8 protein-coding genes are annotated in these 13,397 nt (G+C 40.8%); all 8 read left to right on the top strand.

Annotated features, from left to right (window positions below):
* The first annotated feature begins 51 nt into the window (after positions 1-51).
* The 8 genes from L990_RS00635 (at position 52) to L990_RS00600 (ending at position 13,390) form a co-directional block, all read left to right on the top strand.
* Positions 52-1,602 (top strand): glycine--tRNA ligase, encoded by a 1,551-nt coding sequence (locus L990_RS00635; RefSeq protein ID WP_047444493.1) that lies wholly within the window; start codon positions 52-54, stop codon positions 1,600-1,602.
* A gap of 280 nt (positions 1,603-1,882) precedes the next feature.
* Entirely contained in the window at positions 1,883-2,575 is a 693-nt protein-coding gene (locus tag L990_RS00630; RefSeq protein WP_047444491.1) for an OmpA family protein, read from the top strand.
* Positions 2,576-2,757: 182 nt separating this feature from the next.
* The gene (locus L990_RS00625) at positions 2,758-4,389 is read left to right on the top strand and encodes a tetratricopeptide repeat protein (RefSeq protein WP_047444489.1); all 1,632 of its coding nucleotides are present in this window, start codon (positions 2,758-2,760) and stop codon (positions 4,387-4,389) included.
* Positions 4,390-4,575: 186 nt separating this feature from the next.
* Positions 4,576-7,707, top strand: coding sequence for a SusC/RagA family TonB-linked outer membrane protein (locus tag L990_RS00620; protein WP_047444487.1), 3,132 nt, complete (start codon positions 4,576-4,578; stop codon positions 7,705-7,707).
* Positions 7,708-7,725: 18 nt separating this feature from the next.
* The gene (locus L990_RS00615; protein ID WP_047444485.1) at positions 7,726-9,240 is read left to right on the top strand and encodes a RagB/SusD family nutrient uptake outer membrane protein; all 1,515 of its coding nucleotides are present in this window, start codon (positions 7,726-7,728) and stop codon (positions 9,238-9,240) included.
* Between the two features lie 122 nt (positions 9,241-9,362).
* Entirely contained in the window at positions 9,363-9,656 is a 294-nt protein-coding gene (locus L990_RS00610) for a LysO family transporter (RefSeq protein WP_047444484.1), read from the top strand.
* Positions 9,653-10,255, top strand: a complete 603-nt coding sequence (locus L990_RS00605; RefSeq protein WP_047444482.1) for a lysine exporter LysO family protein — start codon at positions 9,653-9,655, stop codon at positions 10,253-10,255. Before L990_RS00610 ends, L990_RS00605 begins: the two co-directional genes overlap by 4 nt.
* Positions 10,256-10,309: 54 nt before the next feature.
* Positions 10,310-13,390, top strand: a complete 3,081-nt coding sequence (locus L990_RS00600) for a glycoside hydrolase family 2 TIM barrel-domain containing protein (protein WP_231562234.1) — start codon at positions 10,310-10,312, stop codon at positions 13,388-13,390.
* Positions 13,391-13,397: the final 7 nt, after the last annotated feature.

The raw sequence follows: 13,397 nt of genomic DNA, 5'->3' as shown, positions 1-13,397 counted from the left end.
CTACACCTAGTTTTACTACATTTGCAAAATACAAGCAATAATTCGAGCAAAATGAACGAGGATATCTTCAAAAAACTAATTGCACACTCTAAGGAGTACGGTTTCATTTTCCCTTCGAGCGAAATTTACGACGGTCTTGGAGCAGTTTACGACTACGGTCAGATGGGTGCTGAGCTGAAAAGCAACATCAAACGCTACTGGTGGGATGCCATGGTTCGCCTTAACGAGAATATCGTTGGGATCGACTCTGCCATCTTTATGCACCCCCGCATTTGGGAGGCATCGGGCCACGTAGGTGCGTTTAACGATCCGTTGATCGACAACAAGGATTCGAAGAAACGCTACCGTGCCGACGTGCTAGTTGAAGATCATATCGCCAAGATAGAAGATAAGATTGAGAAGGAAGTGGAAAAGGCTCGTAAGCGCTTCGGCGAATCGTTCGACGAGGAGCAATTCCGCGCTACCAACCCTCGCGTGCTCGAGAACAACCAAAAGATAGCAGACATACGCAAGCAGCTAGCCGACGTAATGATTGCCAACGACTTGGTTGCCTTCCGCCAGCTAATAATCGACCTTGATATCGTATGCCCCATTTCGGGTAGCCGTAACTGGACTGACGTACGCCAGTTCAACCTCATGTTCTCGACTCAAATGGGATCGGTTAGCGAAGAAGCTTCGGTTATCTACCTTCGTCCCGAAACTGCTCAAGGTATTTTCGTTAACTACCTAAACGTGCAGAAGACTGGCCGCATGAAGCTTCCTTTCGGGATTGCACAAATAGGGAAAGCCTTCCGTAACGAGATCGTTGCTCGTCAGTTTATATTCCGTATGCGCGAGTTTGAGCAAATGGAGATGCAGTTCTTCATTCGCCCTGGCAGCGAAATGGAGTGGTACGAGCACTGGAAGCAATTCCGCCTAAAGTGGCACAAGGCATTGGGACTGGGCAACAACAAGTATCGCTTCCACGATCACGATAAGTTGGCGCACTACGCCAACGCCGCTGCAGACATCGAATTCGATTTTCCATTCGGATTTAAGGAGCTTGAAGGAATTCACTCCCGCACCGATTTTGACCTAGGAAACCACGAAAAGTTCTCGGGTAAAAAGATCCGCTATTTCGATCCAGAAACAAACGAAAGCTACATACCATACGTTGTAGAAACCTCAATTGGAGTAGATCGTATGTTCCTTGCCGTACTATCGTCGGCCTATACGGAAGAAAAGTTAACGCGCGAAGATGGATCTACCGACGAGCGTGTAGTGCTTCGCATACCACCTGCATTGGCACCTGTTAAGTTAGCTGTGCTACCGCTGGTTAAAAAGGATGGGCTACCAGAAAAAGCACGCGAAATTATGAATGGGCTAAAGATGGACTTCATGTGCCAATACGACGAGAAGGACTCCATCGGAAAGAGATATCGTCGTCAGGATGCCATAGGAACCCCATTCTGTATCACCATCGACCATCAAACACTGGAAGACGGCATGGTTACAATCCGTCATCGCGACACCATGGAGCAAGAGCGTGTTGCCATATCGGCACTACGAGGCATTATGGAAGAAAAAGTCTCGATGCGCAGCCTGTTTGAGCAGCTGATGTAGAAAAAAATATCCACAAAAAGCCCTTTATAAGTATATTATAAAGGGCTTTTTTGTCCCACTTAGTTACCTATTTTCAGCAATATTGGCATTTTAAAACCTTAATTACACCACCATCCCATCTCTTTTTTTTATTTTTGATAGTGATATTCGACTTCCTATTAGCCAACATAAAGAACAGAGGTAAGAAAACTTTTAGCACTTGTAACTGTTTTACTATCGCTAAAAGAAATGAAGGATAGATGCAAGAGCGATATCAACCATTACTAAATAATTTATTAAAATGAAGAATTTCAACATTTTTGCAGCGCTCTTTTTAAGCGGTGCTATTTTACTCAGCAGCTGTGCAGGTAGTAGCAACACTACTAAAGGAGGTTTACTCGGTGGTGCAGGAGGGGCGCTTCTAGGTGCAGGTATTGGCGCATTGGCAGGAAAAGGTAAAGGAGCCGCAATAGGGGCTGCCATAGGCGGAGCTGTTGGTGCTGGAGCAGGAGTTCTTGTTGGACGCAAGATGGATAAGCAAAAGGCAGAACTAGAAAAGATTGAAGGTGCAAAAGTTGAAACAGTAACAGACGCAAATAACCTACAAGCAATTAAGGTAACATTTGATAGCGGTATCCTATTCGCCACAGGCAAGAGCAACCTTAGCTCGGCATCTAAAACCGCGCTAATTAATTTCTCCAATTCCTTGAAGAACACCCCCGAAACAGATGTAACCATTTATGGGCATACCGACAATACTGGGTCAAGAGACATCAACGCTAGACTTTCGAAGGATCGTGCTGACGCTGTGGCTAATTTCTTAAATGTAAACGGCATTGCCATGAGCCGCTTGACAACCGAAGGTAAAGCCTACGATGAACCTGTTGCCGATAATGCAACCCCAGAAGGTAGAGCATTAAACCGTAGAGTTGAGGTGTATATTACAGCCAACAAAAACATGATTAAGCAGGCAGAGCAAGGAACACTTAAGTAGTAACTTATTCTTTGTATTTATATATGGCAGCCATTATTGGCTGCCTTTTTTATTCATAAAAGAAAAGAACATTCAACTCATATTTTTACATTTGCTAACGTTTTTAACAGGGTAAAATAGTTCTTTTATAGAGCAACCATTCCTCGTAAAAGGATCAAAACCGAACCTACAACCTCGTAAAAATGAAAGCAACATCATTTATTCTTCTGGCCTTCCTAAACTTTGGCCATTTAAATAGCACATCGCATCATCAGACAGAGAGTTCTATCAAAACACAGCTTGACATAGCATGGAAAATTGTTTATAGCAATCCTTCAAAATCAATCAATATTATAAATGGGCTACTACCAAACCTAACTGGCGACAACAACCAAACCTACCGTTTACAGGCTAATCTAACCAAAGGACGCAGCCTTTTAAATCTGGGACAGTATGAGCTTGCCTACGAAACGCTATACACCAACTACGAGGAGTGCCCCACAGCCAATGAGGAGCTAAAAATGAAGTATGCCGTTTTTCTGGGCGACACCTATCGCTCCCTGCATCTCGAAGAAAAAGCGATGGATTTTGTTAATGAGGCTATAAAAATTGCAGAACGAACAAATCACCAATCAACCCTTGCATTATGCTACAATGTAATGGGACTTATACATATCAACCTCAACAAAAATAAGGAAGCCGAAAAATTCTTTTTTCAAGCACTAAAAATCAACAAGCAGCTTAAACTTAATAAATCAATAGCCTCCAACCTCAACAATCTCTGCCTTTACCCCAACAACACTCCCCTTGAAAAAGTTAAGCTTTTAGAAGAAGCCATACAGATCAACACTAAGCTAGGAGCAAGCTGGTCAATCGCCGAAAATTATAACAATATGGGAGTTCAATACCTGTATGCAAAAGACTTCAAGAAAGCCCTTGCTTGCCTTTCAATTTCCGATAAAATAGCCAAAACGCTAAATGCAAAAGAGCTCATATCCGATAACCACCGCTACAGATCGTGGGTTTATGAAGCAATGGGTAACTACACAGAAGCCTTCAAGCACTTCAAAAAACTCTACGATATTGAGACTGAAATGCTATCAGACAAAAGGGTTAGCAAGCTGGAAAGTGAAAGAAACAATAAAATACTCGCTAAAAAACAGGAAGAACTTCATCTAAATCAAAAAGAATACGAAATTAAATCTCTTAAAAATGAACGAATTATATTTCTTCTAGGTGCAGTATCGATACTCCTCACTGCTGGATTTTTATCTTTCAAGTACAAAAAAACACGACAAATTGAAAGAGTTATAACGCTAAAAAAGCTAGCAGAAAAAGAACAGGAGTTAACAACATTAAAACTACAACAAGCAGAGGTTGAACGACGAAGTATGGAAACAGAGCTGGTTCATAGCAAGAATGACCTAACCAACTTTGCCTGCTATATTAAAAGTAAAAATGATTTTCTCGAAAAGTTGAAGGAAGATATTAAACAAGCTCACAATATGAGTGAGGAAGACGTCAAGCGCCATTTAAAAAGCATTCGCAGCAACATCGTACAGTACCAGAACAGCAGCAACGAACAAAATTTGCTCATAGAGGAAATTGAATCTGTGAACGCGGAGTTCATATCCCGATTATCGCAAAAACATCCTGATTTAACCAAAAATGAAAAGAACCTAGCGTCGATGCTCCGCATAGAACTATCAACAAAAGACATTGCCAATATCATAGGATCTACTCCCAAAACTGTTAACATGGCTCGATATAGGCTCCGCAAAAAGTTAAATTTAGATTCAGATGAAGATCTATCCGACTATATGAATAAAATATAAAATGTAAGCTAATCGACATTTTTTAAGCATTGATATTCCATTTATTAACATTTAAAATGTAGATTATTTTAGTATGTAAAATATCACAATGTAGAGCCATTGTAGATCGCAAATTTTAGTTAACCGTATTAACGTTACACAACTTTGTCGAGCAATTAGTTTTTAACTAACTCACAAAACCAAGTTATGAGTAACGCATTTAAACCTAATCTTAGTTTTAAATCGCTGTTGTTAAAGTTAACAATGGCGGTTCTAATTCTTTTCGCGGGTCCTGCACTAGCCCAGGACTTAAAAATCACAGGAAAAGTACTGGACGAAAAAGGACAAACAATCCCAGGTGCTTCTGTCATCGTAAAAGGAAAGACAACAGGAGCAGCAACTGATGTCAACGGAGCATTTTCCATTAAAGTCGCTAAAGGAGATGTTCTCGTAGTAAGCTACATTGGCTATAAGCCAACGGAACAAAAAATCAGTTCGTCCTCTCCTATCGAGTTTGTCCTTGAATTGGACAACACCAAAATTGACGAGGTGGTAGTTATTGGTTATGGAACCATAAAGAAGAGCGACCTTACCGGATCGGTAGCATCAGTAAAAAAAGAGGATTTACTCAAAAGGGCAACAACTAATCCTGTTGAAGCGCTGCAAGGAAAAGTTGCTGGAATCTCTATAAAAAAATTTGGAGGTAATGCAGGCTCAAATGCTAAAATGACAATACACGGGCTCAGCACCTTTGGTGATGCCTCCCCTCTTTACATCATAGATGGTTTCCCTGGTGATATTACGACAGTAGCCCCTGCAGATATCGAAAATCTTGAGATCCTAAAAGACGGTGCAGCTTCTGCAATTTATGGGTCGCTTGCAGGTAATGGGGTTGTTATAGTTACGACAAGAAAAGGTAACCAAGGGAAAGTTAAAATCAACTTTAACTCTTACTTAAGTTTTAACAAAGTAGACAACAAACTTGACCTATTAGACGCTGAGGGATATAAACTTGTACACAAACGCATGTACGAAGAATATAACAGGCAATTCCCAAACAATCCTATGGCATTACCTGAATATATTAATGCAAAAATTGATGTTAACTCCAATTGGCAAGATGCGGTTCTAAGAAATGGACTAGCTCAAAACTACAACCTTGGCATAACAGGTGGCCAAGACAATCTTCTCTTTGCCCTTTCAACCAACATGACCAATGACAAAGGAATTTTCATTGGCAATCAGTTCAAAGAAAAAGGAGGTAGAATGAAATTAAACTTTAAGAAGTCCATTTTGGAAGTTGAATCAGTAGTGTCGTACCGCGCAACCGACAATGAACAACCAAAATTCAGCTTTAAGGAAACATACATGATTTCTCCCCTTGCTCCGATTTACGATCCAAGTCAGGAAGCTGGATTTGGATTAACTGGAAGTAAATATGAAATACCAACCAACAGAAACCCTCTTGCTGAAGATCATTTTAAAACAAGTTGGAGCAAAAGTCAAAACTTTAATGGGACAATAGCTGCAACACTTAAGTTTACAGATTGGTTACAGTATAAAAGTGGCTACTCATACAATAGCATAAATAGCCAAGGCTACTATCATAGCCCAAAATACAAATCAAGCATTAAGGATATAGTTCTTTACCCCTACTATTCGGAAGATAGAACGTTCTATGAAACTCAGACATTTGACAATGTTCTGACATTTAATAAAAAAATAGCAGATCACTCTATAAACTTAATTGCAGGAACTTCCGTAACAAGTCAAAAATCTAATTGGAACTCCGTTTCAATTGAAGGAAAAACTACGGTTTATAACGACAAGGGTGAACCATCTACCATTCCTAGTGGTTTCCTAGACGAATACTTTAAAACCATCGATGGAGGACAGGGAGGAACATACAATGCATCTGGCTCGAAATATGAGTACAACCGCCTATCCTATTTTGGACGTATGAATTATTCTTTCTTGAATAGGTACTTACTCCAAGCTACAATTCGTAAAGATGGTTCATCAAAATTCGGGAAAGACAGCAGATGGGGAACATTCCCGTCAGTTGCTTTAGGATGGAAAATAACAGAAGAAGAATTCTTCCCCAGAAACACGGTTATTAACAATCTTAAATTAAGGGCTAGTTGGGGACTTTTAGGGAACGAATCAATTCTTGGCTATTACGGATCACAGCCTCTAATTGTTTCTGGTAATTATCTAAAATATGGGTATGTGCAAGGAAGCGCAGGAAATCCTTGGCCTGGAAGTATTGCAACATCTTTTGAAGATCAAAAACTACAATGGGAATCTGCCGAGTCTAAAAATATAGGAATAGACTATTCTTTATTTGACTCAAAACTTACAGGTACGCTTAATTTCTTTATAAATGGCACCAACGATTTGTTAATAACAAAAGTACTGCCAGCATCGGCAGGTTTAGTCAACCCTATTATGAACGTTGGAAGTTTTGAGAATAAAGGTGTTGAGTTTGAATTAAGTTACCGAAATTCTTACAAAGAATTTAATTACAACATAGGATTTAACATCTCTTATATCAAAAACGAGGTAACCAAACTTTCCTCAAATGACCAAGCAATTCCTGGCGAAGGTCTCAAGTTCGGAACATCACACTTCCCAACCTCTACAAAAGTTGGCTACCCTGTTGGAGCATTTTTCTTATACGAAACAGACGGTATTTTCCAATCTATTGAGGAGGTAAATGCCTATGTAAACTCTAAAGGAAAAAAACTTCAGCCACTAGCACAACCTGGAGACCTAAGATTCAGGGACACCAATGGAGATGGAGTAATAACTGATAAAGATAAAACGTTCCAAGGATCAGGTATGCCCAAAGTAGAAGCTAGCCTAAACCTAAACTGCTCTTACCATGGATTAGATTTTAGCTTCCTTTTGGGAAGTGGCTGGGGGCATAAACTGTACAATGCCAACAGGTATCTTTATGAGTCGATGAGTTCAGGATCAAACTTTTTAAGCAGCACTCTTAACTCTTGGACTCCTCAAAATAAGAACACAGACATTCCAAGAGCGGTATTAAACGACCCTAATGGTAACACTAAAGAATCTGATAGATTCCTAGAAAATGGTGATTTTATAAGACTACGAAATATCCAACTAGGATATTCATTCCAACCATCCATTCTTAAGAAAGTAAATATTGACAACTTAAGAATTTATGCTAGCGGCGAAAACATTTGGACATGGACAAACTATACAGGTATTGATCCAGAGTTTGCACGAAGCAGTGCTTTTAATGGAGGTATCGACAACCTCACTACTCCATTCACAAAATCGTACGTATTTGGCATTCAACTAACTTTTTAACATTTAAACGAAAGTAAAATGAGAAAAGCATTATACCTCATCCCCATTCTGGCATTAATCATGATGTCTTCATGCGAGGATATTCTAGATCAGAAATCACCAGATAAACTAACATCCGAAACATTTTGGAGAAATAAAACAGATGCTGAAGCAGGCATTGCTGCAACTTACGCAATGCTAGAATGCGCAGCTGTCGATTGGCAGTATTGTGAGGTTAAGTATCCCGTCGAAGCATATCGTGAGGATATCATAAAATATGGCGCTGATATTGGAAACTATCCAACATGGCTTGAGTTATACGATTTTACCTATACTAATGGGAATCCTGATTTTTACAACTATTGGAAACTTAACTATACGGGTATAAGTAGAGCAAACCAAGCAATAGACAAAATTGCTAAAATACCGGCAAGTGGTATATCCGAAAACGACAGGAAATTATTAATAGCAGAAGCACGCTTTTTAAGGGCATACTTTCATCTAAAGCTTATCCTTAACTGGGAGAAAATTATTGTATTCGACAAATACGTAACAGCTCAGGCTGATCTTGAAAGACCTTTATCAGAAAGAAATACAACATGGGATTTCATTATTCAAGATTTTAAAGCCGCTACGGAGTTACCTAATACAAGAGATGCAAATACCTTAGGACGTGCAACGAGTGGTGCTGCAAATGCCTATTTAGGGTTTGCATACCTTACAAGAGCTTGGGAAGAACCTGCTCAAAAAGAACAATTCCTTAAAGATGCGGAAAGCGCATTAACCAACGTAAAAGGTTACGATTTGGTTGATGGTTCAGACTACTTAAGTATGTTTAATGGCAAAAAAAAGAATTCAAAAGAATCGGTATTCGAACTTCAAATGACCGAAAACGAATCAAATGGAGCATACTATAAGACAACGATTCATTCCTTTATGGCTGCAAAAGAGTTATATGGCTGGGATGAAATGCTACCAACCACAAGGCTAATTGACGAGTTTAAGAAAGAAGGCCAAATAGCAACAACCGGCAGATATGATTCCCGTCTTTATTGGAATGTTTTTCTAAACGACCCATACTTTAACGATCCTTCAAATCCAAGAGTTTATGGTAAAACCTATAACAATTGGTTTTCTGAAGACAAGCCTGTATTCCGAAAATTCTTACCAGAAAACAGTTTAGAAGACATGGATAAAGGAGGGGTTGGCTATAATGTACCTCTTATGCGTTACTCTAACGTTCTCTTACTATTAGCGGAAGCATACAACGAACAAAATCATCCAGAATTAGCGATACCTTTGATAAACAAAGTAAGAGCAAGAGCGGACATGCCTCCTATGACAGGAACTAGCCAACCACAAGTAAGAAGTCAAATTGAGCATGAAAGGATGATTGAATTTCCTCAAGAGAATTGGCGATTCTACGATCTTCGCAGATGGGGCAAAACTAAAGAAGCATTACATGCCGTAGGTAGAACAAATTTTGATCCTTCAAAGCATAATTTTTATCCAGTTCCTTTGATAGAGGTTAACGCCAATAGCAAAATTGACTAAATAACAGTAAATCACATTTGGTTTTTAATTCATGATTTAAGTCCCCTGTCAGAGTTTAAAACTCTGACAGGGTTATCAAACCAAAGCAGGTATAATATAAAGTATCAATATTCAAGTTCACCATGCTCATCGTAATCGGCATAATGTTTTTTGGGATAACCCTTGGCTTGATGCTTAGGAATAAGCCGCCAAAGCATCTTCCCAAGCTGCTCAACCTGGTTATCTACCTACTGCTATTCTTTTTAGGAATATCGGTCGGAGTAAACGACATGATCATTAAAAACCTCCACACGCTTGGCGTGCAGGCTTTAATTATTACGGTTGGAGCACTAACTGGTAGCATTGCCCTATCATGGCTTGTTTACCGTTACTTTTTCAGCAAATCAACACCTTCGCTAAACCAAAAGAATAAATGAAAGGTAGCCTTATCATTGTCGCATTCTTTGCTCTCGGTATTTTTACTGGGATGTACAAGATCTTACCAGATACCATACTGGAGAACGACCTATCGGTTTACGTTCTTTACGTGCTGATGTTTTTAGTGGGGGTAAGTATCGGTAGCGACAAAAACGCCATTCGCACCATCTTCTCTCAAAAATGGAAGGTGCTTCTGGTTCCTGTAGCAACCATCGTTGGAACATACTTGGGCTGCATGCTCATTGTTCCTTTGCTGACCAACATCAAGCTAACCGACTGCCTCGCCATTGGGTCTGGCTTTGGCTACTACTCGCTATCAAGCATATTCATCTCGCAGTATCGAGGCGTAGAGCTTGGCACAATAGCGCTAACATCCAACATCATGCGCGAAATGATAACCCTAGTGCTAGCACCCTTGCTGGTTGCATACTTTGGAAAACTATCAACCGTAAGCGCAGGTGGAGCCACCTCCATGGATACCACATTAGGAGTAATCACCAAATACTCTGGGAAAGAGTATGTCCCCATTGCTATATTTCATGGAATTGTACTAGACTTTACAGTTCCTTTTCTTGTTACATTTTTTGCAACGATTTAAAATTGAAGTATGAAAGTTAAGTCAATCCTCGTGCTACTTGCTATTTGGATACCAATGATAGGCCTTGCGCAATCATCGCTACCCGAATGGCAAAACCCCAAAATCAACCAAATCAACAGAGAGGAGATGCATGCGCACCTAGTGCCCTACGCCAACGTAGCGTCGGCGCTTATCGGAAAAGATGCTAGGCGCATTTCACTTAATGGTTCTTGGGATTTTAACTACTCCAAAAACCCTTCAAGCCGTCCTTCCGACTTCTACAAGCTCAACTACAACATAAAAGGATGGAAAAAGATTGAAGTTCCAGGGAGCTGGGAGCTGCAGGGCTTTGATTGCCCCATTTACACCGATGTAAGATACCCCTTTCCCGCCAATCCACCTTACCTACCAACCGACTATAACCCGGTAGGTTCCTACATCAGGGAGTTTACAGTTCCTGCCGACTGGAAAAACGATGATATTATTCTTCACTTTGGAGGCGTAGAATCAGCCTTCTACTGCTGGATTAACGGCGAATTTGTAGGATATAGCGAAGATAGCCGCCTACCTGCAGAATTCGACATTACAAAATACCTCCGAAAAGGAAACAACAAAATTGCCGTAGAAGTATACCGCTACTCCGACGGCTCATACCTCGAAAATCAAGATTACTGGCGATATAGCGGCATTGAGCGCAATGTGTGGCTCATAGCTCGCCCAAAATCTCGTATCAAAGACTTTGAGATCCATGCTGGATTAAAAAACAGCTACAAGGATGGAAACTTCTCACTCGCTTTAATGCTAAGCAAGCGAGGTTTTGCAAAGGGAACTGCTGTAGCAGTAGAGGTTAGCGACCCAGCAAACAAGACAATCTTCAAATCCAAAACCACATTTAAAAACGTAGCTGACACATTGAAAATCACAAGAACCGTTGAAGATGTAAAACCTTGGACTGCTGAGACGCCAAACCTCTACACCCTTGCAATTTCGACTATTGCACCTAACGGAAAGGTTTCCGAAGCCTTTATACAGCGCTTCGGCTTTAGAGAGGTGGAAATGAAAAACGGAATGCTGCTTGTAAACGGCGTTCCTATAAAAATAAAGGGTGTCAACAGGCACGAGCACAATCCCGAAAAAGGGAGAACCATCACCATCGAAAGCATGGTTGACGACATTAGGCTAATGAAACGCTTTAATATTAATGCCGTACGTAATAGCCACTACCCCAACAATCCAGAATGGTACGACCTATGCAATAAGTACGGGCTTTACCTGGTTGATGAGGCAAATATTGAATCTCATGGAATGGAATCTTTAGACATGGATTCCTTAACTCGCCATCCAGACTGGATCGTTCCCTTCCAAGAGCGTATGAGCCGCATGGTTGAACGAGATAAAAACTTCAGCTCCATCATAACCTGGTCGTTGGGCAACGAATCTGGCTATGGCAAAAATTTTGAGACCATATACCACTGGACAAAAAAGCGCGATAAAAGCCGTCCTGTCCAATATGAAGGAAGCGGAAAAACAGGAGTTAGCGATATCTACTGCCCCATGTACGCCAGAGTATTTGCCCTAAGAGCTCACGTCAATGAAAGACAAGCTAGGCCTCTAATCATGTGCGAATATGCCCACTCGATGGGAAATAGCACTGGCAACCTAAAAGATTACTGGGATTTAATCTATAAGTACGATCAGCTACAAGGCGGATTTATATGGGACTGGGTAGATCAAACCTTTGATAAAAAGGATGAGAATGGCCGAAAGATTTGGGCATACGGAGGAGATATGGGATATGTTGGAGTACCCAACGACTCCAACTTCTGCGCAAATGGGCTGGTAGCAGCCAACCGCGAGCTGCATCCTCATATTTGGGAGGTAAAAAAGGTTTACCAATACATAAATTTCGAGCCAATCCCATTTGCAGGCAACAAAATTCGCATAACCAACCGCTACGATTTTATTGCACTCAATAATTTTAACTTTACCTACACCATTAAGGCCGACGGGCAAGTAGTGGCCAAAGGCAATGTGGATATGCCTGAGATTCTTCCCCATCAAAGCAAGGTTGTTACCCTTAATATTCCTGCTTTTGATGTGCAAGAAAATACGGAATACTTCATAACCATAGAGGCAACAACCAAGCAGAGTACAGAACTTATTCCCGCTGGCCACATTGTAGCATGGGAGCAGTTTCTTCTTCCAATAGAAAAGAAAAGTGATAGAAAGGAAGATCTAACAGGAAAGAGCAGCAAAACCGAGAACTACAAGTCAATCAAAATTGAAGGAAATGGCTACAGCATTGAATTCTCTAAGGAGAATGGACAAATAGTAAGCCTAACCTACAACGGGAAAGAGATAATTAAGAACGGATTAAAGCCCAACTTCTGGCGCCCGCTTGTAGATAATGACATCCCCAACGGACATGTGCAGCGCTGCGCAACATGGCAAAATGCAGGAAAGAATGCAAAGCTAACATCGATTGCTGCAACAGAAGAGAAGCAGGCTATAAATGTAGTGGCCCTCTACGATATGATAGAGCAAGACGCAAAGCTGGCCATTAGCTACAAAATTCTACCTAACGGAGTAGTAAAGGTTAACTACCAATTCACCCCAGGAGAAAAGGCGCTTCCTGAAATGCCAAAGGTTGGCCTATACATGGTACTGAAAGGAGAATACGATAATATGGAATGGCTTGGACGAGGTCCGCACGAAAACTACCAAGACAGAAATAGCGGTGCTGCCATTGATAGGTACAACGGAACTGTATGGGAACAATTCTTTGCCTACAATCGCGCACAAGAAACCGGAAACAAAACAGATGTTCGCTGGGTAGCGCTTCGCAACAACGACGGAAACGGGATTCTTGTTAAAGGAGCACAACCACTTAGCGTTAGCTGCTGGAATTTCCCTCAAGAAGAGCTAGACTACGTTCCGTTCCTTGTAAAACGCAAGCATGGAGGAAGCATCGTAAAGCAGGATATGGTTTGGTTCAACATCGATCTTGCCCAAATGGGTATTGGAGGCGACACTACTTGGGGTGCAAAAATCCACCCAGAGTACACCATAACACCAACCGCAAAGTCCTACAGCTTCGACATCATTCCTATTACGAAGGAGTCTGACATAACAAAAATTAGCAAGATTAACTTTTAGATATCAG

It is taken from the genome of Alistipes sp. ZOR0009, from assembly GCF_000798815.1.
Taxonomy (GTDB): domain Bacteria; phylum Bacteroidota; class Bacteroidia; order Bacteroidales; family ZOR0009; genus Acetobacteroides.
This window is presented reverse-complemented; position numbering and strand designations above follow the sequence as displayed.